The sequence below is a fragment of the Corynebacterium minutissimum genome, from assembly GCF_000805675.1.
GTDB lineage: Bacteria > Actinomycetota > Actinomycetes > Mycobacteriales > Mycobacteriaceae > Corynebacterium > Corynebacterium minutissimum.
Genome location: NZ_JSEF01000011.1, coordinates 1 through 21,244, shown reverse-complemented (window position 1 = coordinate 21,244; position 21,244 = coordinate 1). Strand labels below are relative to the sequence as shown.

Sequence of the window (21,244 nt, the reverse complement as noted above, 5' to 3'; positions counted from 1 at the left end):
CTTGCGCGGCGTCATCATACTGGCCGGTGGGCGCGGCACCCGGATGGGCGGTGTGGACAAAGCCAGCGTCATTCTCGCCGGCGAGCGCCTCATCGACCGCCTGGTGCGCCAACTTCCTTACGGCATGCCCACCGCAGTGGTCTCGCCCTACCGACTCGGCATGCCCCAGGTCTGCGAGTCTCCCCTCTTCGGCGGGCCGGTAGCGGGTATTGCGGCAGGTCACGCGGCTCTCTCCAACCTCTCTCTCAGTACCACGGCCGTCTTGGCGGTCGACGCCCCTGATTCCCCGCAGATGCTCCCAGCGCTGGCCGCGGCCGTCGAGGATTCCGACGCTGACGTCGCCGTTGCTACTCTCGACGGCCACCTGCAGCCTCTCTGCGCGCTCTGGCGCACCGAAGCGCTGCAGAAAGCCCTGGGTGAGCTTGGCGATCCGCGCAATCAGCCCGTCATGCGTCTGCTGCGCCTAGCCGAGAACGTCGTGCACGTTGCGGGAACGGAAGCCGTGCGTGACATCGATACCGTCGACGAATTGCGCGCCCGCAGGCAGGCCCGCCAGACTACTCAACGATGATCTGTCCGTGCTGGCCCTTTTCCGCATTAGTCATGATGTGGTTGACAAAGGAGTAGGTGCCCGGCTCGTTGAAGGTCATTTCCACGAAGCCGCCCTGTGCCGGGAGAAGGTCAACGGCCTGCGAACCGGAGTCCTCGGCATCCTGCAGAAGGTATGCACCTTCCTTGTAGACGGTATCGAAGATCTCGCCCACGACGTGGAAGCTCAGCGGCAGATCCGGGCCTAAATTCACCAGCCAAATACGCACCGTATCGCCCACCTTCGCATGCAACGGGGCGAGGCCGTCGTCGTACTGATTTGGGTAGTAGTTAAAGGAGGTGAGGTCATAGGAGCCATCGCTCACGCGCTGCGGGTCCGCGCCCTCAGCCTCGCTGCCCTCTGCGGCGAGGAAAACTTCGGCGGAGGTGAGGAGGTATTCCGCGTCGACGTCGGAAAGCGCATCCTCGCCCTTCGGATCAATGATGACCGCACCGGCCATGCCATTGGCAATATGCAGGCTCATTGGCATGGTGGAACAGTGATACATCCACGCACCTGCGCGGTGAGCCACGAACTCATAGGTCAAGGACTCGCCCGGCTGGATGGTCTTCATGGCCTCGTTTGGGGTCACCTCACCTGCGTGGAAGTCCACCGAGTGGCCCATGGAACCTTCGTTCTTAATGGTGATGCGGAAGGTATCGCCCACCGTGCCGCGCAGTGTAGGGCCCGGTGCTTGGCCGTTGAAGAGCCAGCGCGTTTGGCGCACACCAGGAGCGACCTCAACCTCTTCTTCCGTCATGGTCCACGTTTCCTCGTGGACTGTGCCTTTCGCTGGCTTCAGGACTGGGTCGAAGGCCTCGAAATCCTCACGCGGTGCCATGCGCTCAGCAAGGGACGGCACATTTGCGGGGGCAACCACGCCGTGGTTGTGGCCGGAGGCCATGTGGGAACCATCTGCTGGGGCATCCGTGACGTTGACCATGAAGGTCATGCCCTGAATCTTGTGGCCAGCAATGGTGCAATAGCCTTCGACGGATTCAGTGATGATACCGGCATCGATCTGCACGCTGTCACCTGGGTCGACGCGATTGGTTTCGGCTGAACCAATTTTCAGGTCGTGGACTTGGTCGCCAGTGTTGGTGAAGTTCACCACGAGGTGGGTTCCGGCCGGAACGTCTACGGAGTTGGGGACGAAGGACATGCCGTCGACGGAAACGTCGATCGTGGTGGCGTCGGCAGGCGCGGCTGAGGTGGCGCCGCGCTGCGCCGTCGTGGAATTCATCACCGCCAACCCAATCACCGCGACGAGCGCGAGGATAATAATGAGCCATGCGGCCCACTTCTTTGTCTCGGGGGCCTGAGCAGGCGCGCTAGACATGAACTTCTCCTTTGGTAGAAACCACGGCCCAAATAAGGACCGCGACGTTAGCGATGAGGCCTAGCCCCATCATGATAAGCCCGGCAGCGTGCACCACCGGAATCCCCAGCAGGCAGGCCAAGCCACCCACGTTGATCAACCCCAGGCGCATGCAGCCAGCACGCTCGGTGCGCCGGGCGCGCGCCAGGATGGGCAGCATGTGGTGAAGGACCCCCGTGACCAGCTGCAATAACCCTGCGCCGACAAAGGCGGGCATGAGCAACAGCGTGACTGCGCGGGGATAGGCACCCATGGCGCTGGCAACGGCATCGCCCGCACAGAGGGCCAGCATCCACACCAGCCCCGCCATGGCGGACATGCTCGCCGTGGACATCCTGCCGGCCAGCGCACCCGCGAGCACTGGCTGGATGATGAGAACCCCCGCTACGACCACAAGCAGCTGGGCTACACCGGCGACGCGGGTCAGCCCTGCGGCCTCTAGCCCCATGGCCACAGCGAGCCCAGCACAGTGCACGATGAGCGCGCGGGTACAGCGAGAACGCGCGGTGGGCGAAATCGGCGTGCGGGTCAGCGTGGGCAGCAAGGTCACCACGGTTCCCAGGATGGTGAGCAGAGCGAAGCCCCACACCATCCCGCGCGAGTGCGCGGCGACGAGCAATGAATAGTTGCCCACGCCGTGTGCGGCGAGAAGAACAACACCGATCGCGCTCACCATGAAGCCCGCCGCAGCCAGATAGAAGGGCACGGTGAGCGCGAAGGAACCGGACAGCGAGCCGCGTAGCTTCTGCCACAGCGCCCACGCGTGCCATGTGAGGGTGAGGATGAGGAGGACGGAGGAGGCGTCGGCAAGCGCGCCCCAGTCATAGCCCGCGCGGTCGACAAGGAGGAGCACCAGTCCCAGCTGGATGGCGGCCACGCGCGTGGCAACACCGCGGTAGTTCGCCGCCGGGGTGCGGGTGAGTGCCTCAGTAAAGTGCGTGGAATAGACCACGATGGCGGTGGTGAGCGCACCAATGGTGAAGGGGTGGATGAGATCCCACCACACCACCGGGGCGCCAAGGGAACCGGCGATGGTGAGCCCGATGCCCGCGAGAATCCAGAAGGCTACCAACGCGAAAGCTGTGGTGTGCCAACGCCGGCGAGCGGCAAGGGAGACATCGAGCAGGTTCACATCTTTTTTCACGGCTTTAATCGTAGTAAATTGGCATCGTGAGCGGCAACGCGTACCGCCGCGTGTGACGGAAAGGACCACAACCATGAACCTGCCAATCTTCGACTCCTCCAAGGGCACCAGCCTCCCCACCCTCAACGCCTCAGAGATTCCCCACGCCGTCCGCCACGGCGCCATCCACGGCGCGCTGGGAACACTCAACGTCGGCGAAGCCATGATCCTTATTGCCCCACACGATCCGCTGCCGCTACTCACAGAAATCGAGCAGCGCGAAGAACGCTTCGAGCTGGAGTACCTCAAGAAGGAACCAGAGGACGTCCACATTAAGTTCACCCGCACCGCGTAAAGTAAGCGGGCATGCGCCGTTTTATCCTCCCCATCCTCGCCGCCGCGCTCAGCCTTGCTGGGTGCACCGCGCAGCCAGTGGATAAGCCGCTTTCGGTCTTCGCAGCATCCTCAACGCGACTTATCAACGATGACTTGGCTGCGCGCACCGACATTGACCTGGCTATCAACAACGGTGGTTCCTCGGGGTTGGTGCAGCAGCTTTACGACGGCGCCCCGGCCGACCTCCTCATCACCGCTTCTGCGGCCACGATGGATAGAGCCGTATCACACGGCGATGTCGACAAGCCAGAGGTACTGGCTACCAACACGATGGTCATGGTGGTGCCCAAGGGCAACCCCGCCGGACTGGAGACTATCGAGGACATTGATGCCTCCACGCGCCTCGTCCTCTGTGATGCCCAAGTACCCTGCGGTGCATTGTCGGCGAAGATTCTTGCAGCCAAGGGGCTCAACGTGGAGCCTTATTCCCTGGAATCCCAAGTCGCCAACGTCCTCGGTAAAGTAGCCTCCGGGGAAGCCGATGCCGGTATGGTCTACGCCACCGACGCCACATCCAGCGATGATGTGGAAGCCATCCCCATTGATGGCGCCGAAGACTTCCCCAACGAAATCCTCGGCGCCGTAGTGGCCGCCTCACCTCGTCGCGATGAAGCACAAGCGGTCTTGGATCTTCTAGACGATGGCTTTGACGCCGAGTGGCAAAAGTATGGCTTTACCCCGGTTGACTAAATGAACACCTCTCTTGATCTGCGTGAACAACACCCCCGCGTGCCGTGGGCGGTAGTTGCTGTCGGCGCCCTCGCCGCCGTCTACATCGTTGCCCCCATCCTGGCATTAGGGCTCCGCGTCCCCTGGGGACAACTCCCGGAGACTCTCCGCGCGCCAGCCACTCAAGACCTCCTTCGCATCACGCTGAGCTCAGCTGCGCTCGCCACGATTCTCTCCACTCTTCTCGGAACCTGCTTGGCACTGTGGCTACAGCAGCTGCACCGCACTGCGCACCTCGTGCGGCTGGTGGTCTATCTGCCACTGGCGCTGCCGCCGGTGGTGGGTGGTTTGGCCCTCACCGCCCTTTTGGGGCGACGCGGCCTCGTGGGCCCCCTGCTCGAAGCCGCTGAGATTCGCGTGGCCTTCGCCTTCGCGGGAGTGGTGGTAGCGCATATCTTCGTCACCTTGCCCTTCGTGGTCGTGGCCGTCGATTCCGCCCTGCGCCAGCTTGATCATGAGGTTGTGGCGAGCGCGCGTGGCGTCGGCATGCGCCCAGGCGAGATTCTGCGGCACATCACCGCGCCCGCCATCGCCCCAGCTGTCCTCACAGGCGCCGCCTTGGCCTGTGCGCGTTCACTCGGTGAATTCGGCACCACCATCACTTTCGCGGGCTCGATGCCTGGTATCACCCGCACAATGTCCAGCGGCATCTACCTCGAACGCGAGGTCAGCGCCGACACCGCCTATGCACTTTCTGCCATCCTCATCGCACTGGCAGTTCTCCTCCTGGCTGCAGCAGGCGTGCCCTCGCTGCTCCGCCGGCACCGTGAGGCAGTCGCCCGCACGCTCTCCCCTATGAACACTGAGTCCCTCCGCGCGCTCACGGCACCTGTGCAGAGTCCACGAGAGGTAAGCCTCGTCGCGGGCCCCCACGACGTGACCTTCCGGGGAGGGACAATCACCGCCGTGGTGGGCCCTAACGGTGCTGGTAAGACCACCCTCATGCGTTTCCTCTCAGGTCGCCTTCGGGGCGCCACGGTCTCCGCAGACCGCGTGGTGATGCTCACCCAGAACCCCGGTCTTCCGCCCACCGCGACGGTACGACAAGCACTGTCCATGGTGACCAAGGACGATGCACGCACAGAAGAGCTCCTGGGCCATGCCGGGCTGGAGAATTTGAACTACGTGCGCGAACTATCCGGCGGGCAAGCAGCCCAGGTGGCACTACTACGCGCGCTCGCTGCGCGCCCAGAGGTCCTCGTACTCGACGAACCTTTCGCTGCTATGGATGTCGAGTCAGCCGCCCGATGGCGCCACCTCCTCTCGGTCACCGCGCCCGACCGCACTACCGTGCTGGTCACGCACAACCTCCACGACATCAGTGCCCTGGCCACCGACATCCTCGTCATGGAAGGCGGTTCCATCACTGCTCAGGGCTACGCACAGGACCTGCTCGCCCAGCCTCCCAACGCCTTCGTGGCCTCCCTCGCGGGTCTTAACCTTCTTGAAGGAACCGTGGCAGATGGAGTCTGCACCGCCGGTGAGATTGCTCTCCCCGCCCCCGACGTGGATGACGGATCTGCGTGGGTAGCCTTCCCACCCACCGCGCTCTACGCAGATGCGGCTGGCGAGCTCTCCCTGCAGGCAGTTGCCGCAGTAGGCGGCGGCATCGTGCTCGCTCAAACCGGCCCCCAACGCGTGCGTGTCAGCGGGGTTGCGGGCGAGCCCGCGCCGGGCGCCTCGGTGCGCTGCCGTCTCAATCAAGACGCAGTATCGGTATATCCCCGTATGTAGTCCTCTGAGTTAGCGCACGTAGTGAGCATTATCCTACGAAAAAATCGGTAAAAATTATAGAAAATGGATGTCCGAGTTGTAGGATCCCCACTAGAACCGTCTGAAGGAGCCATCTGCCGATGTCTACGCATACTCCCCGTTCCTCCACGGAGCTTTTTCCCGAGTCGCTTCATCTCTCCCCCAAGCAGCGAGAAGTACTCAAAGCCTTGCAGGAATATCCCCAAGGGGCGAAAGCAGCGGACGTCGCGGACGCGATGGGTATGCACGTCAACACCGCACGTGGTCACCTCGACGAGCTAGTGAATGCCGGTGCCGTCCGCGTCATCACCGCCCCAGCACAAGGCCGCGGGCGCCCCTCCCTCATTTTCCAAGTGCGTATCCCTGATAATCGCTCCGTGGCAGAGGAGTATGTGTCCCTCATCAGCGTCCTCGCAGAAATGCTGGCGGATAAGGACCAGCTTGATGACTTCGCTTCTGAGCAGGCACGAGAGATTGGTCGCCGCTGGGCACAGGCCACCGCCGACAAGACTGTCAATAAGGCTGATGCTCTCGCTCCGCTGTATCGCACCATGCGCGATATGGGCTTTGATCCGGTGACATCCATCGATAGGTTCAACCAGACGGGCGAGACAGACTTAGAGCTTCACGCGTGCCCGTTTGTCACCGCGGGTATCCGCCCCTCCCCCTTTGTCTGCGCCATTCACGATGGCTACCTTGAGCAAGCAGCCGTGGAGGCTGGCGGGCGCCTCCACCTCACACTCATGCCGCAGTCCGGCAACGGGGTCTGCCGGGTCAACGTCAAGACGGCGAGCTAGCTACGAGAAAGCGCGGTGCCATACGGCACCGCTCTCGAAGGTTTTAACCGCGCTCGACACTCACCGGTCCAGCGACCTCCAGCTCGAGGACACGAAGGCCTTGCTCTCGGGCTTCATCCAAGATGGACTCTTCAATGGGCTCCGTGTGGAGGACCATGATGGTAGGACCCGCACCTGAGAGGTAGGCCGCGTAGCCGCGGTTGCGCAGGCGGTTGACCCACTCCGCGGTTACAGGCAACACGTCCGCGCGATAAGGCTGGTGCAGGCGGTCGCGGGTGCCCTCCCAGAGCAGCTCTGGGTAGGCGGTCAGCGCTGCCACGTTGACCGCGGTGCGGGAGACGTTGAAGGCGGCGTCGGCATGCGTGACGTGCGAGGGAAGCACGCGGCGCACTGCCTGCGTTGAGGCGTGGAAATCTGGGACCAGGGCCGTGGCCTTGATGGATTCGTGGACGTCGAGAGTAGCGGCGCGGTATTCCGGGAGCGAGCGGCCGTCGACAGGCACCGTGGTCCACGAGACGACGGCGTTACCCAGCACGGACGCCGCGGCGTTATCCGGGTGTCCCTCGAAGGCCGAGGAGAGCTGGACAACCTGCTCCGCGGAAAGCGGGAAACCGGCCAGGCCGTTGCCTGCGGCCACGCCAGCCACCGCGGCAGACGCCGAGGAGCCCAAGCCGCGGGACTGCGGGATGTTATTCGTACACACCACGCGCAGGCCGGAGACCTCGACGTCGGCAGCCTGAAGCGCTGAACGGATGGCCTTGACTACCAGGTGGGAGCCGTCGCGGGGCAAATCATCTGCGCCCTCGCCAAAGATCTCCACCTCCAAGCCGGAGCGAGTGACCTCTACCTCCACGGTGTCGTAGAGGCTCAGCGCTATGCCGAGGGTGTCGTAGCCCGGCCCCAGGTTAGCCGAGGAGGCTGGGACCTGGACGGTGACTTTGGTGCCAACTTCGATATCGATGCTCATTGTCACAGCCTCAGCTTTAGACGCCTAGGCGGATGACGGAGTGAACGGCCTTGACCTCATCGAGCTCGCCAAGGGCCGCGACGATGTCCTCCAGCACCGCTTCCTTAGCCGCGTGGGTGACCACGATAAGGCGAGCGGTCTCCTCGCCATCTTCCTGGCGCACGGTGCGCAGGGAAACACCATGGCGGGCAAAAACACCGGAGATGACTGACAGCACGCCGGTGCGGTCATCCACCTCCATGTCCACGTGGTAGCGGGTCTCCACCTCACCGAACTCAGCGATGGGCAGGTTGGCGTAGGTATTCTCCCCCGGCGCACGGCCGCCGTGGACGATGTTGCGTGCCGCGCCGATGACATCACCCAGCACAGCAGAGGCGGTCGGGTTACCGCCAGCGCCGTTGCCGTAGAACATCAGTGAGCCAGCGGCCTCTGCCTCAACGAAGATAGCGTTGTAGGACTGGCTGACCGAAGCCAGTGGGTGATCCTTCGGAACCAACGTCGGGTGGACACGGGCGTTGACGGATTCCGCACCGGTCTCCTCATCCACAAGGCGCTCGCAGATGGCCAGCAACTTGATGGAGTAGCCAGCCTGGTTGGCGGCCGTGATGTCATCGGCGGTGATCTTCGAAATACCCTCGCAGTAGACATCGTCGAAGGTCAGGCGGGTGTAGAAGCCCAGGGATGCCAAGATGGCAGCCTTCGAGGCGGCGTCGTGGCCCTCCACGTCAGCGGTGGGATCGGCCTCGGCGTAGCCCAGGCGGGTCGCCTCAGCCAGTGCATCCTCATAGGAGGCACCAGTGGACTCCATAGCGTCCAGGATGAAGTTGGTGGTGCCGTTGACGATTCCGGAGATGCGCTGGATCTTGTCACCGGCCAGAGAGCGGCGCAGCATGCCCACCACCGGGATGGCGGCGGCCACGGCGGCCTCAAAGTAAAGGTCGACGTCTGCGTGGTCGGCAGCCTCCGCCAGCTCATCCGCGTGCGCGGCCACGAGAGCCTTGTTGGCGGTGACCACGGACTTGCCGGCGTTGAGGGCGGCGAGGACGAGCTCGCGCGGGAAATCAATGCCGCCGATCACCTCGACGACGAGGTCGATATCATCGCGCAGGACGAGCGCCTTGGCGTCGTCGGTCAGCAACTCCGCTGGCACGCCCGGGCGCAATTTATTCTTGTTGTGCACGGCCACGCCGCGGATCTCCACGGGGCCGCCGATACGGTGCGCAAAAGCATCAGCGTTTTCTTGCACGAGGCGGAAAACCTCGGCGCCCACGGTGCCAAAGCCAAGCAGTGCGATTCCTACAGGCTCGCCTTCGGGCTTCTTGCTACGGTTCGTCGTCATGGTGTCCCTTTGTTGAAATTGCGAATGGTTGTTACGTGCTAGCCCATCACTATACAGAACGAGCTGTCTATTTCTACGCGGAATGGCCTGCACTCCACGCGACCGGCCATGTCATCCTGAATAAAATGCGGTGAGCTGTGCCAACGCCGCGCTAATCGACGTCCAACGCCAGCAAGTCCTCCACCGTTTCCCGGCGCAGCATGAGTGAAGCTTTGCCGTCACGCACGGAGACTACCGCTGGGCGCAGAGCGCCGTTATAGCGCGAGGCCATCATGTACTGATAGGCGCCGGTGGTGGCGAAGGCGAGGAGATCGCCGGTGGTGATATCCGAGGGGAAACGGCGCTCATTGACCAGAATGTCACCGGATTCACAGTGGAAGCCCACGATACGCGAGTCCACTGGCTCGCCCTGGGTACGACGGTTGACCACACGCACGTCGTAGTCCGAGCCATAGAGTGCCGGCCGGATATTGTCCGACATGCCGCCGTCCACGGACAGGTAGCGGCGCATCGGCAGATCCGCCTTGCCGGTCTCCACATCCTTGACCGTGCCCACGCGGTAGACGGTGACCGCGGAGGCACCCACCAGAGAGCGGCCAGGTTCCACCAGCACGAACGGCGGCTTGATACCGAGTTCAGTAGCGGTGCGCTGCACGGCGTCGAGGAGGTCTTTAGCCAGGGTGGCGACGTCGAGGGCCTCCTCATATTCCATATAAGGAATGCCAAAGCCGCCGCCCAAGTCCAGCTCTTCGAGGGCAACGCCGAGCTCGGAGTGAATGCGCTTGTACAGGCTCAGCACGCGCTCAGCAGCCAGCTTGAAGCCATCGGCGTTGAACACCGAGGAACCGACGTGGCAGTGCAGGCCCACCAGCTTAAGATTGGCGGATTCCAACACCGTGCGAGCAACCTCAAAGGCGGCGCCGGTGGACAGGGAAATGCCGAACTTCTGGTCCTCGTGGGCGGTGGCGATGAATTCGTGCGTGTGGGCGTCGATACCGGGTTTGACGCGGATCATGACCGGCTGGACGCGTCCGGCGGCTGCGGCAATGCTGTTGAGACGCGAGAGCTCCTCCGCGTTATCCAGCACTACATGCCCAATCCCCTCGCTCACACACAGCTGCAAATATTCGTCTTCCTTGTTGTTGCCGTGCGCGGTCATGCGCTCCGGTGGGAAGTTCGCGGCTAGCGCCAGCTTGGCTTCGTTAAGGGAAGCCACGTCGAGGCACAGCCCCTCCTCATCCACCCAGCGCACGATGCGCTTGGTAATGAAGGCCTTGGAAGCGTAGTGCACGTGGTCGGGGCCGCCGAAGGCTTGGGCCATATCCTTACAGCGCGAGCGGAAGTCTTGCTCATCGAAAACGTAGAGCGGAGTGCCGTATTCTTCAGCCAGCTCGGTCAAAGAAACGCCGCCAATCGAGACCACGCCATCCGAATCTCGAGCAGCGTTACGCGGCCACACGTGGGCCGGAAGGGAATTGAAGTCAGTCATCGATACCTTGTCTTACATCTTCTCCGTCTTACATCTTCTCCGGTGCGCTAACCCCCACCATGGTCAAGGCATTGGCCATGACCTGGCGGGTGGCGTTGGCCAGGGCGAGGCGCGCGGAGTGAATCGGCTCGGTCGCTTCATCAGCCTTCGGCAGCACCTGGCACTGGTCATAGAAGCGGTGGAAGACGGCTGCCAGTTCCTCGGCGTAGCGCGCGATGCGGTGCGGCTCGCGCAGGGTCGCTGCGGTAGCCACCACCTCGGGGAACTCGCCCAGAGTGCGGATGAGATCGCCTTCCTTGTCGTGGGTGAGGAGGTCGAGGGGGGCGTCGGCAAGCGCGGCGGTGTCGAAGCCCAGTTCCGCTGCCTTACGCAGGATGGAACAAATGCGGGCGTGGCCGTACTGCACGTAGTAGACCGGGTTATCCGACGACTGGGAAGCCCACAGGCCTAAGTCGATGTCCAGGCTGGAGTCCACGGAGGAGCGCACCAGGGAGTAGCGCGCACCGTCGACGCCGATGGCTTCAACAAGATCATCGAGGGTAATGACAGTGCCCGCACGCTTGGACATCTTCACCGCCTGGCCATCGCGGACCAGGTTAACCATCTGGCCGATGAGGACCTCGACGGCCTCTGGGTCGTACCCGAGAGCCTGGGCGGATGCACGTAAGCGAGCGATGTAGCCGTGATGGTCCGCGCCCAGCATGTAGATGGCCAGGTCGTGTCCGCGGTCGAACTTATCGGCCACGTAGGCGATATCACCGGCGATGTAAGCAGCGTTGCCATCGGACTTAATAACGACGCGGTCCTTGTCATCGCCGTACTCGGTGGACTTCAGCCACCATGCGCCCTCGGACTCGTAGAGCTTGCCGTTGTCCTTGAGCTTCTGGATGGACTTTTCCACCGCGCCGGACTCGAAGAGGGAATTCTCGTGGAAGTAGACGTCGAAGTCCACGCCGAACTCGTGGAGGGACTCCTTAATTTGGGCGAACATCATCTCCACGCCCGCCGAGCGGAAGGCTTCCTGCACTTCGGCATCGCCACCGTCGAGGGCGTCCGGGTTCTGCTCGAGCACGCCCTGCGCAATTTCCTTAATATAATCGCCGCCGTAACCGTCCTCCGGGGTGGGTTCGCCCTTGGCGGCGGCCACCAGCGAACGCGCAAAGCGGTCGATCTGTCCGCCGTGGTCGTTGAAGTAGTACTCGCGGGTAACTTCCGCGCCGGAGGCTTCGAGCACGCGGCCGAGCGAGTCACCCACGGCGGCCCAGCGGGTACCACCCAGGTGGATCGGGCCAGTCGGGTTCGCGGAGACGAACTCCAGGTTGATCTTCGTGCCCTGGTAGGTGGTGTTGCTACCGAAGTCTGCACCGCCGTTGAGGACCTGGGCCACAATAGCGCCCTGCGCTGCGGCGGCAAGGCGAATGTTGAGGAATCCCGGGCCTGCGATGGAGGCTTCATCGATGGCATCGTTGCCGGCGAGGGCATCTGCCAACCACTGCGCCAGCTCGCGGGGCTGGGCACCGGCCTTCTTGGCCACCTGGAGGGCCAGGTTCGTGGCGTAGTCACCGTGCTCCGGGTTACGCGGGCGCTCGACGGTCACGGTCTCCGGCAGGACGGAGGCGTCCAGCTCATGCTCGGTAAGGACGGCCGCAGCGGTCTCTTTGATCAGGGCGGAAAGATCTTCAGGATTCATAGGGCCAAAGTCTATCGTCCTTGCCGCTGGGAGGCACGATCAGGCTGCTCGCGTACTCGGGACGCTCAAACGTTAACAAGCGCACTCACCCCCATCAGGTGAATAATGCGGCACATGAGGGTGTGAGGTTCTACGCTAAACACGCTAACTGTATCGTTCCATCGCCTCGCACCTCCTCCTCCGTACAGGTCACTACTTCACAGTGACCACGCAGTACGTGGAGGAAAAGCGGGAAACACTGTGAATTGAGCTTTATGTCAACCTTCAACATCACCACCGATGCCATCGCTGGCAGCGTGGGAGCCACCGCTGCGGTCTCTACCCTGCCGCTGATCGCGTTCTTCATCATGCTGCTGGGCTTCAAAGCCCGCGCTCACACCTCGGGAGCAGTCGCACTCCTTGTGGCGCTTCTCATCGCCATCTTCGGCATCGGCATGCCTGCCGATATGGCACTGTCCTCCGCACTGCGCGGCGGCTTCTTCGGCCTCTTCCCCATCGTTTGGGTCATCATCACCGCCATTTGGTTCTACGAAGTAACCGTGTCGTCCGGCCGCTTCGAGGACCTACGTAAGACCTTCGACCTCTTGGGCGATGGCGATATCCGTATCCAGGCCATCCTCATTGCTTTCTGCTTCGGTGGCCTGCTGGAGGCCCTCGCCGGCTTCGGTGCACCGGTGGCTATTACCGCCACGATGATCCTGGCGCTGGGTGTGAAGCCCCTAAAGGCCGCCACCACCGTGTTGATTGCGAACACCGCCCCGGTGGCCTTTGGTGCTGTGGGCATCCCGGTCACCACCGCCGGTTCCGTCGGCGGCCGTACCGCCGAGCAGACCGCGGACATCGCCAGCCTGATCTCCCTGCAGGTGCTGCTCATCGCTGCGGTCGTGCCCTTCTTCATCCTTTTCATCCTCGACGGCATGCGTGGCGTCAAGGAGGCCGGCCCTGCCGCGGCAGTTATTGGTGTGTCCTTCGCCATCGCGCAGTGGGCAGCCGCCACGTTCTTCGCCTACCAGCTCACCAACGTCGTGGCCTGCATTGTCTCCCTGGGCGCGGGCTTCCTCTTCCTGCGTGTATGGAAGCCCAAGGGCGTCGACAGCCTGCGTGAGCGCATGGAGCTGCCCGCCCAGGAAGAGGTGTCCGATCTTAACGGCCACCGCATCTGGATGGCCTTGCTGCCCTACGCGGTTGTCACCGCCGTCTTCGCCGTAGCCACTGCGTGGCCAGCCATCTTCGGTTTCATCCAGCTCAACATCCCGTGGCCGCTTCTCGACGGCACCATTATCGACGCCGACGGCAACGCCATGGACACCGCCTTCAAGTTCAACGTCTTGGGCAACCCGGGCACCTTGCTTCTCATCTCCGGCATCATCGTGGCTATCATCTACATGGCCTTTAACGAGAACGGCCGCTACACGCTGGAGGCCTCCGAGCCGCTGGCGAAGTTCGGCGAAGTTATCAACCGCATGAAGTTCTCCGCACTGACCATCATCTTGGTTCTGGCGCTGGCGTACACCATGAACTACTCGGGCCAGACCATTTCCATTGGTCAGTTCGTAGCATCCGTCGGTGGCATCTTCGCACTCTTCTCCCCGGTCCTGGGTTGGATTGGTACCGCCGTGACAGGCTCCGATACCTCCGCCAATGCGCTCTTTGCCAACCTGCAGGTCACCGCCGCCGACCGTATTGGCGTCAACCCGGATCTCATGCTGGCAGCCAACACCTCCGGTGGTGTTGTGGGCAAGATGATTTCCCCGCAGTCCCTGGCCATTGCCGCAACCGCAGTGAAGATGGAAGGCGAGGAGTCCCGCATCTTCAAGGCCGTCGTGGGCTACTCCGCAGCCTTCCTTGCCGTCGTCTGCATCATCGTCTTCCTCATGACCAACGTTCTGGGCTTCCTCGTTCCGTAGAAAATGGTCAGCACACCGCGCACTCCTTAGAACGCCTGCCCCCGGATTCGGGCGCATCCGCTCCACCAGCCGCTGAGTAGTCCTTACTGCTCGGCGGCTGATGTGTCAGCATCTGCGCACGTAAGAAATTCACAACATTAATGTTGCGTTAAAGTGCCAGGTAGTGGGAATTTTTCGTGTCGAGAAAAACGATTTTCCACGGTAGAATTCTGCCTATACCTGTAGGCACATGTTCTGCGCACCGCTGTCTACCATGTACAAACTCTCTCCATGGAGACGACAGCGGACGCGTGGGGCAGATAAGGAGCGCAACACTAATGCGAATAGCATTGTTTTCCACCTGTATCGGTGACTCTCTGTTCCCCGATGCGCACAAGGCCACGGCCCTCGTCTTGTCCCGTCTGGGTTATGATGTGGTCTTCCCTGAAGAGCAGACCTGCTGCGGTCAGATGCACATCAATACCGGTTACCAGAAGGAAACCCTGGGCATGATCCGCTCCTATGCGGACGCCTTTGCTGATCCGTCCATCGATTACGTGGTTTCTGCCTCCGGCTCCTGCGTAGGAGCAGTGCGCGAGCAGCACACGATGATTGCTCAACGCTTCGGCACCGCCGCTGATGTCGATGGCGCTAAGAAGACCTCAGAAAAGACCCTGGACCTGCCGGAATTCCTCGTGGACGTCGCCGGCGTAACCAACGTGGGCGCGTTCTTCCCGCACCGCGTGACCTACCATCCTTCCTGCCACGGCCTGCGCTTCCTCAAGCTTGGTGACCGCCCCTATCAGCTACTGCAGGAAGTCGAGGGAATCGACTTGGTGGAGCTTCCTAACAAGGAAGAGTGCTGCGGCTTCGGCGGTACCTTCGCCCTCAAGAACGCAGAGGTCTCCGCGGCCATGGTTGGTGATAAGACTCGCCACGTCCGCGAAACCGCAGCCGAGTTCGTCACCGGTGGTGACTCTTCCTGTCTCATGAACATCGGTGGTGCTCTGTCCCGTCAGCGTGCTGGCGTGCGCGCCATTCACTTGGCTGAGATCCTCGCCTCCACCAAGGAACACCCGTGGACCCCAGAGTCCGCGGCCTACTCTAAGGAGAAGATGCTCTAATGACTTCCTTCCTCGACACCACCCCGCCGCGCGCGCCCGAAGGTTACGGCAACCTGCGCGGTTCCAAGGCTTTTGTGCCGCTGGCACACGTCGGTCTTAATAACGCTACCCAGCGCCGCAACCTCCACCACGCCACCACCACCATTCGTAACAAGCGCCAGGGCGCTGTCGATGAGACCCCGGACTGGGAGCAGTTGCGTGACGCTGGTTCCGCCCTCAAGGAGGACGTCGGCGCCCGCATGAGCGAGCTCCTTCTCCAGTTTGAGGAGCAAGTGACCAAGCGAGGCGGCATCGTGCACTGGGCACGTGATGCTAAGGAAGCCAACGAGATCATCGAGGAGCTCATTAGGGAGACCGGCGAGACCGACGTGGTCAAGGTCAAGTCCATGGCTACCCAGGAAATCGCGCTCAACGAGCACCTCGAAGAAGCCGGCATCCACGCCCGCGAAACCGACCTGGCGGAGCTCATTGTTCAGCTGGGTGAGGACAAGCCGTCCCACATTCTGGTCCCGGCTATTCACCGCAACCGTGCGGAAATCCGTGACATCTTCGTCAACAAGATGCCGAATACCGATGACTCCCTCAAAGCCGAGCCTGCTGAGCTGGCTGAGGCATCCCGCCAGTTCCTGCGCGAGCAGTTCATGAAGGCCAAGGTTGCCATCTCCGGCGCAAACTTCGGTGTGGCTGAGACCGGTACCATCAACATCGTGGAGTCCGAAGGCAACGGCCGTATGTGTCTGACCCTGCCGGAGACCCTCATTACCGTCATGGGTATTGAGAAACTCGTTCCGACGTTCCAGGATCTTGAGGTATTCCTTCAGCTGCTGCCACGCTCCTCCACCGCTGAGCGCATGAACCCGTACACCTCGATGTGGTCCGGCGTGACCGAAGGTGACGGCCCGCAGAACTTCCACCTGGTTCTCCTGGACAATGGCCGCACCGCTGCCCTGTCTTCTCCGGTGGGCAGCCAGGCGCTCAAGTGCATCCGCTGCTCCGCCTGCCTCAACGTCTGCCCGGTCTACGAGCGCGCCGGTGGCCACGCCTACGGCTCCGTCTACCCGGGCCCGATTGGTATCTCCCTGACGCCGCAGTTGACGGGCATGAAGGACCACAACGATCCGTCGGCAAGCTTGCCCTATGCCTGCTCGCTGTGTGGCCGTTGCGACGAGGTCTGCCCGGTACGCATCCCGCTTTCCCAGGTGATTCTGGAAAACCGCCACCAGAAGGTCACCAACGCGACCCCGCCGATCGAGGAGAAGATCTTCAAGGTTCCGCAGCTTCTGTGGACCAACCCGAAGATATGGAACCAGGTCACCCACATGGTGGCTCTGGGTCGCGTCCTTGGTGGTTTCAACGGTGTCATCGACAAGCTGCCGCTGTTCATGTCCGGTTGGTCCGATGTACGCGATACTGCCGTTCCGCCTAAGAAGTCCTTCCGTCAGTGGTTCAACTCTGACGAAGCCCAAGAACTCCTCGCCCAAGCCAAGAAGGAGGGCATCAAGTGACCATCAAGAACAGCGCCGCCAAGGAAGAGATTCTGAAGCGCATCTCTTCTGCTCAGAAGCAGGCCGGATTGCCGGACCACATCGAGGTTCCGCGTGAGTACCAGCGTGAGGGCACGCTGAGCGACGATGAACTGCGCGACATGCTCGTCGACCGCCTCGAGGACTACAAGGCTGACGTCCACGTCACCGACGAGGCCGGGCTCAATTCCACGATTGTGGACATCCTGAAGGACCGTGGCTGCTCCACCGTTACCTACGCGCCTGGTATCGATACCGGCCTTCTCAATGGTTTCGAGGGCACTACCGCCCCGGATGACAATGCCAAGGATCCGCGCGAGCTGAACGACGTTGACGCGGTGCTTACCGAGTCCCACGTCACCTCGGCGCAGACCGGCACCATCGTCCTGGAGTCCAACGAACTCTGTGGCCGCCGTGCCCTGACCTTGGTTCCGGACCGCCACATCTGCATCGTGCGTGACGACCAGATCGTGTACGGCATCCCGGAGGTTGTCTCCCGCATGAACCCGGAGCGCCCGGCTACGTGGATTTCCGGCCCGTCGGCGACGTCCGATATTGAGCTCAGCCGCGTGGAGGGTGTCCACGGTCCGCGTGATCTCATTGTGGTGATTGTTAAGTAGTGAGGTAAACGGGGGTAGCCACTCCCCCTCCTCCATGCTGACTTAGCTGTCTTACATCACCCATGGCGCATAGGATAAGGCGAGTACCTACTCACCATTTTAGGAGCCTTGTTCTATGCGCCTTTCTCGCGTTCTGGGCTCGGTTCTAGGCCCTGTAGCTCTGGCTGCCGGCTTAGTAGCCGTTCCCACCGTTGCCCACGCTGACCAGCCCACCATCACGTGGGGAGAGTGTCCAGAGGGGGTTGACCATGAGCGTGCTGAATGCGGTCATGTGACCGTACCGACCTACTACGATGCCCCGGACAAGGGCACCATTGAGGTTGGTTTTATCCGCCTGAAGGCAACGGGTGCGCGCAAGGGCAGCCTGTTCACCAACCCGGGTGGTCCGAACGGTGACGCTTATGGCTGGGTCAACAACGCCGCATGGCCGAAAGAGATTGAGCAGGAGTTCGATATCATTGGTGTGCAGCCGCGTGGCTTGCGCGAGTCCGCGCCCGTCAACTGCACGGCAAGCAACCCGGGTGATAACCCAATCGTTGCGCTGACGCAGATTGGCGCCATCACCCGCCAGGATTGTGAGAAGAACACCCCTGGTTACACCGACTCCATCACCACAGAAAACACTGCCCGTGACTGGGAGGTCGTGCGCCAGGCACTCGGCGAGGAGCGCATCAACATCGCTGGTCTGTCCTACGGCACCTTCTTGGGCTCGACCTACGCCACCTTGTTCCCGCAGCATACGGACAAGATGGTGCTCGATTCCGGCATGAATCCGAACATGGCCTGGAACGGAATCTTCGCCTCCCAGCAGGCGGGCTACGAAAACGCCCTGGAAGATTTCTTCACCTACATGGCGAAGAATGACGCCACCTACCACGCTGGTAAAACTCCGCTGAAGGCGTATGAGCGCTGGTCCCAGGTTGTCGCTGCCGAGGCCGGCGTGCGCCCCACCGTCCTCCCGCCGGATGCACAGATTGGTGACCTCCCACCGGGCCTTGAGTTCGCTGGCCAGCCAGGCGCGAACATTATGACCGCTACTGGCCAGCTGCGCGTGCAGGCAGAGCACTTGGCAGGCAGGGCTCGCAACCCGCAGGCACTACAGGTAACCTCCCCTACGCTGAATACCACCCGTGAGCTTCTGCCCCGTCCAGAGGCATGGGAGACCCTAGCTAAGCACATTGCCGGCATTGAGCCCATCAACTTTGAAGAAGCAGCCAAGGAAGGCCCGCAGGACCCGAAGCAGGCTCAACAGGCCATTCTGAATGCGACGAGCATGCAGAACATCATCATGTGCAATGAGAACACTGCGCCGTCGGATCCGACCACCATCCCGGCCTTCCTGTGGTCGAACTACTTCACCCTGGACCCGTTCACCTTGTTCAACTCGCTGTACTCCTCCGGCTCCGGCTGCGGCGGCCGCGCCCCCATCACCAAGCCGGTGGCCGTGAACGGTGCCAACCTCGCCACCAAGCCACTGCAGATCCAATCCACCGGTGACCCGCAGACCCCGTACGCTCACTTCCGTGGGCTGTCGGATCCGATGCAGTCCCGCGTGGTCACCGTCCATGGCCCCGGCCACGGCCACTTCGCCGTAGGCAACCAGGCCGTTGACAACATTGTGGTGAACTACCTGCGCACCGGCGAGGTAAACACCGCCGATGCCCCGGGCTTCTTCGACCAGCCCCGGGCCGAGCAGCCCCAGAACCAGTAGGGCACGCAACGGGCGTGTGAGGTTGCACATGACTTCGCACGCCACCTGGAAACCTGAGAAAAGCACTGCTCAAGGCGCATAAACTAGAACTGTAGCCAGACCGGCAAGGAGTTCTGTTATGCGCCTTTCTCACGTTTTCGACTCAGCTCGCGCGGTGACCGCCACGCTCGCTGCCGCACTACTCGGTTGTGTTGGACTCGTAATCAGTACACCAGCCACTGCCGCACCAAACACCGCTGTCGGCCCTTCCTCAACCCCCGCGCCCGCAGGCACCCCAACCATCGATTGGGTACCATGCCCTGCGGACGTCGATGCACCTGGCGCCGAGTGCGGTCACATCACCGTGCCTACTTTCTACGATGCCCCCGAGCGCGGCAGCATCCAGGTCGGATTCGTGCGCCGTCCTGCCACCGCACAGTCCCGCGGCACAATCTTCATCAACCCTGGTGGCCCCGGCGGTGATGCCTTGGCGGCTATCTCCAGTTTTCTCTGGCCCGAGGAACTCACTACGCACTACGACATGGTGGGTGTACAGCCCCGGGGTTTACGCTTTTCCACGCCCCTTGACTGTGACAGCTCCGTTGTCGAAGACGCCGAGGGTACGGGTCAGTTCACACACTTTGGCCAGCTGATCCGCGATGCCTGCGAACAGTCCTTCCCTGGCTATGCCGATTCCATGACCACGGCAAACGTCGCCCGTGATTGGGAGCAGGTCCGCGCCGCCTTGGGTACGGAGACGATCATCGCCTCTGGTGTTTCCTACGGCACCTTGGTGGCCTCCACCTACGCCACGTTCTTTCCGGAGCACACCGACCGCGTCGTTCTTGATTCCGGCTACACCCCGTCTGCGTCGCTGAACCGTCAGGCCGCCAGCCAGCAACGAGGCACCACACGGGCTCTCGCTGACTTCTTCGGCTACATCGCAGCGAACGACGCCACATATCACCTGGGCACAACTCCCCTGCAGGTATATGAACACTGGGCAGACAAGGTTAGGGCCGAATCCGGTGTGCGCCCCACTGCACATCCGCCTGCTGCTAGCACCGAAGACCTACCGGATCCCCTAGCCTTTACCGGTCATCGCGGCGCCGAGGTCATGACAATAACAGGCCCATTACGCGTACAGCTGGAGAATCTCTTCGACCAACTCCGAAACCTTGGTGCCAGCCAGTCGGACTCCCCAACCCTGCGCATCACCGCATCAGTCCTGCCTTACCCCGCGTCTTGGGAGAAGGCAGCCCGCCACATCGCCGGGATAGAGGCCATTGACCTCGGTAATACTCAGCCCACGGACTCCCTCCCCACCGACACTGCCGCCCGTGCACAAGGTTTTACCACGAACCTCGTTCTCTGCAATGAGACCTACTCGGCCCACGAATTCGGTTATGGCGCGGCGTTTCTGTGGGACGCTTTCGTCACCAAGGATCCATTCACGGTGCAGAACAACCAATTCCGCTCTGGACAGTTCTGCGGCGGGCGTGAGCCTATAACTGAGCCTGTGCTTCTCGACGGCTCCCGCCTCACCACCCCGCCCGTACAACTTCAATCCACCGGCGACCCACTCACGCCGTATAGCGATTTCCGCGGCATGTCAGATGCTATGCGCTCCCAGGTCGTCACCGTGCATGGCCCTGGCCACGGCCAGTTCGCCACCGGCAATGGCGCCGTCGATGACATCGTCATGGAGTACCTGCGCACCGGCCACATCAACACCACCGACGCCCCCGGCTTCTTCGAGCAGTAATCACCTCACCGAACCACCCCACCAGCCACACTCCCTGAAGGACCAGTCACTGCGCGAGCCAATTTCTAGGCGCTCACCCCTATGCGCTAGAATCGCATCGTTGGCATTTCGCCAGCGATGCCCTTGTAGCTCAGCGGATTAGAGCATCGGTTTCCGGTACCGAAGGTCGCAGGTTCGATCCCTGTCAGGGGCACACTGTGAAGTCTCGAGACATCGTTCCGGTCGGTGTCTCGAGACTTTTCGTTTTCGGAGCCGGCCCCGACATTCAGGCTTAGGCTTAAGGGACGTTCACGGTAGATAAGGGCCAGAAATCTGTGGCGGGCTCAGGTGGTGAATGCATCTATACAGCTAGGAGGTTGTGTAGATGTCAGGTGATGAGAAGTTACG

The 21,244-nt window shown here is 62.1% G+C and carries 17 protein-coding genes and 1 tRNA gene; 12 read left to right on the top strand and 6 right to left on the bottom strand.

The genetic code is table 11. The features are described 5' to 3' along the window. The first annotated feature begins 1 nt into the window (after position 1). Positions 2-571 carry a molybdenum cofactor guanylyltransferase gene (locus tag NX84_RS06215; protein ID WP_039674968.1) on the top strand — a complete coding sequence of 190 codons (570 nt, stop codon included), beginning with the start codon at positions 2-4 and terminating at the stop codon, positions 569-571. On the opposite strand, the gene NX84_RS06210 is transcribed toward NX84_RS06215, so the two are convergent. Both NX84_RS06210 and NX84_RS06205 read right to left on the bottom strand, forming a co-directional pair. Beyond that, positions 558-1,928: a multicopper oxidase domain-containing protein gene (locus tag NX84_RS06210; RefSeq protein WP_039674966.1), complete on the bottom strand. Its 1,371-nt coding sequence runs from the start codon at positions 1,926-1,928 to the stop codon at positions 558-560. The genes NX84_RS06215 and NX84_RS06210 overlap by 14 nt on opposite strands. Next, complete coding sequence (locus NX84_RS06205; RefSeq protein WP_039675005.1) at positions 1,921-3,099, bottom strand: hypothetical protein; 1,179 nt, start codon at positions 3,097-3,099, stop codon at positions 1,921-1,923. The genes NX84_RS06210 and NX84_RS06205 overlap by 8 nt, the downstream gene beginning before the upstream one ends. 85 nt (positions 3,100-3,184) lie before the next feature. Here NX84_RS06205 and NX84_RS06200 point away from each other — a divergent pair, with 85 nt between their 5' ends. The 4 genes from NX84_RS06200 (at position 3,185) to NX84_RS06185 (ending at position 6,764) form a co-directional block, all read left to right on the top strand. Then, a complete protein-coding gene (locus NX84_RS06200; RefSeq protein ID WP_039674964.1) occupies positions 3,185-3,445 on the top strand; it encodes a DUF2249 domain-containing protein in 261 nt (86 codons plus the stop codon). Between the two features lie 11 nt (positions 3,446-3,456). Beyond that, positions 3,457-4,176 (top strand): molybdate ABC transporter substrate-binding protein, encoded by a 720-nt coding sequence (gene modA / locus NX84_RS06195; RefSeq protein ID WP_039674963.1) that lies wholly within the window; start codon positions 3,457-3,459, stop codon positions 4,174-4,176. Next, positions 4,177-5,949, top strand: a complete 1,773-nt coding sequence (locus NX84_RS06190; protein ID WP_039674962.1) for an ATP-binding cassette domain-containing protein — start codon at positions 4,177-4,179, stop codon at positions 5,947-5,949. A 119-nt stretch (positions 5,950-6,068) separates the two neighbouring features. After that, complete coding sequence (locus NX84_RS06185) at positions 6,069-6,764, top strand: helix-turn-helix transcriptional regulator (protein ID WP_039674961.1); 696 nt, start codon at positions 6,069-6,071, stop codon at positions 6,762-6,764. A 43-nt stretch (positions 6,765-6,807) separates the two neighbouring features. Here NX84_RS06185 and thrB read toward each other — a convergent pair whose 3' ends face one another. From thrB to argS, 4 genes are all read right to left on the bottom strand, one after another. Further along, positions 6,808-7,731 carry a homoserine kinase gene (gene thrB / locus NX84_RS06180; protein ID WP_039674960.1) on the bottom strand — a complete coding sequence of 308 codons (924 nt, stop codon included), beginning with the start codon at positions 7,729-7,731 and terminating at the stop codon, positions 6,808-6,810. A gap of 16 nt (positions 7,732-7,747) precedes the next feature. Continuing rightward, positions 7,748-9,070, bottom strand: coding sequence for a homoserine dehydrogenase (locus tag NX84_RS06175; protein WP_039674958.1), 1,323 nt, complete (start codon positions 9,068-9,070; stop codon positions 7,748-7,750). Positions 9,071-9,221: 151 nt separating this feature from the next. Beyond that, on the bottom strand, positions 9,222-10,559 hold the full coding sequence (gene lysA / locus NX84_RS06170) for a diaminopimelate decarboxylase (RefSeq protein ID WP_039674956.1): 1,338 nt from the start codon (positions 10,557-10,559) through the stop codon (positions 9,222-9,224). Positions 10,560-10,587: 28 nt separating this feature from the next. Continuing rightward, complete coding sequence (gene argS, locus NX84_RS06165) at positions 10,588-12,249, bottom strand: arginine--tRNA ligase (RefSeq protein WP_039674952.1); 1,662 nt, start codon at positions 12,247-12,249, stop codon at positions 10,588-10,590. 254 nt (positions 12,250-12,503) lie between these two features. Here argS and NX84_RS06160 point away from each other — a divergent pair, with 254 nt between their 5' ends. The 7 genes from NX84_RS06160 (at position 12,504) to NX84_RS06130 (ending at position 21,050) form a co-directional block, all read left to right on the top strand. Further along, complete coding sequence (locus NX84_RS06160; protein ID WP_039674950.1) at positions 12,504-14,156, top strand: L-lactate permease; 1,653 nt, start codon at positions 12,504-12,506, stop codon at positions 14,154-14,156. Between the two features lie 317 nt (positions 14,157-14,473). Continuing rightward, positions 14,474-15,259 (top strand): (Fe-S)-binding protein, encoded by a 786-nt coding sequence (locus NX84_RS06155; RefSeq protein ID WP_039674948.1) that lies wholly within the window; start codon positions 14,474-14,476, stop codon positions 15,257-15,259. Further along, positions 15,259-16,764, top strand: coding sequence for a LutB/LldF family L-lactate oxidation iron-sulfur protein (locus tag NX84_RS06150; RefSeq protein ID WP_039674946.1), 1,506 nt, complete (start codon positions 15,259-15,261; stop codon positions 16,762-16,764). Before NX84_RS06155 ends, NX84_RS06150 begins: the two co-directional genes overlap by 1 nt. Next, the gene (locus tag NX84_RS06145) at positions 16,761-17,402 is read left to right on the top strand and encodes a LutC/YkgG family protein (protein ID WP_231913684.1); all 642 of its coding nucleotides are present in this window, start codon (positions 16,761-16,763) and stop codon (positions 17,400-17,402) included. The genes NX84_RS06150 and NX84_RS06145 overlap by 4 nt, the downstream gene beginning before the upstream one ends. A gap of 115 nt (positions 17,403-17,517) precedes the next feature. After that, entirely contained in the window at positions 17,518-19,113 is a 1,596-nt protein-coding gene (locus tag NX84_RS06140; RefSeq protein ID WP_039674943.1) for an alpha/beta fold hydrolase, read from the top strand. A gap of 118 nt (positions 19,114-19,231) precedes the next feature. Next, positions 19,232-20,857 (top strand): alpha/beta fold hydrolase, encoded by a 1,626-nt coding sequence (locus NX84_RS06135; RefSeq protein ID WP_039674941.1) that lies wholly within the window; start codon positions 19,232-19,234, stop codon positions 20,855-20,857. A gap of 119 nt (positions 20,858-20,976) precedes the next feature. Next, positions 20,977-21,050: transfer RNA gene (locus tag NX84_RS06130), tRNA-Arg, on the top strand. Positions 21,051-21,244 lie beyond the last annotated feature (194 nt).

Bases quoted from the DNA above. Each gene is read 5' to 3' on its own strand.
- NX84_RS06210 (WP_039674966.1), bottom strand. From the start codon at position 1,928: ATGTCTAGCGCGCCTGCTCAGGCCCCCGAGACAAAGAAGTGGGCCGCA.
- NX84_RS06200 (WP_039674964.1), top strand. From the start codon at position 3,185: ATGAACCTGCCAATCTTCGACTCCTCCAAGGGCACCAGCCTCCCCACC.
- modA (WP_039674963.1), top strand. From the start codon at position 3,457: ATGCGCCGTTTTATCCTCCCCATCCTCGCCGCCGCGCTCAGCCTTGCT.
- NX84_RS06190 (WP_039674962.1), top strand. From the start codon at position 4,177: ATGAACACCTCTCTTGATCTGCGTGAACAACACCCCCGCGTGCCGTGG.
- NX84_RS06185 (WP_039674961.1), top strand. From the start codon at position 6,069: ATGTCTACGCATACTCCCCGTTCCTCCACGGAGCTTTTTCCCGAGTCG.
- thrB (WP_039674960.1), bottom strand. From the start codon at position 7,731: ATGAGCATCGATATCGAAGTTGGCACCAAAGTCACCGTCCAGGTCCCA.
- NX84_RS06175 (WP_039674958.1), bottom strand. From the start codon at position 9,070: ATGACGACGAACCGTAGCAAGAAGCCCGAAGGCGAGCCTGTAGGAATC.
- lysA (WP_039674956.1), bottom strand. From the start codon at position 10,559: ATGACTGACTTCAATTCCCTTCCGGCCCACGTGTGGCCGCGTAACGCT.
- argS (WP_039674952.1), bottom strand. From the start codon at position 12,249: ATGAATCCTGAAGATCTTTCCGCCCTGATCAAAGAGACCGCTGCGGCC.
- NX84_RS06160 (WP_039674950.1), top strand. From the start codon at position 12,504: ATGTCAACCTTCAACATCACCACCGATGCCATCGCTGGCAGCGTGGGA.
- NX84_RS06155 (WP_039674948.1), top strand. From the start codon at position 14,474: ATGCGAATAGCATTGTTTTCCACCTGTATCGGTGACTCTCTGTTCCCC.
- NX84_RS06150 (WP_039674946.1), top strand. From the start codon at position 15,259: ATGACTTCCTTCCTCGACACCACCCCGCCGCGCGCGCCCGAAGGTTAC.
- NX84_RS06140 (WP_039674943.1), top strand. From the start codon at position 17,518: ATGCGCCTTTCTCGCGTTCTGGGCTCGGTTCTAGGCCCTGTAGCTCTG.
- NX84_RS06135 (WP_039674941.1), top strand. From the start codon at position 19,232: ATGCGCCTTTCTCACGTTTTCGACTCAGCTCGCGCGGTGACCGCCACG.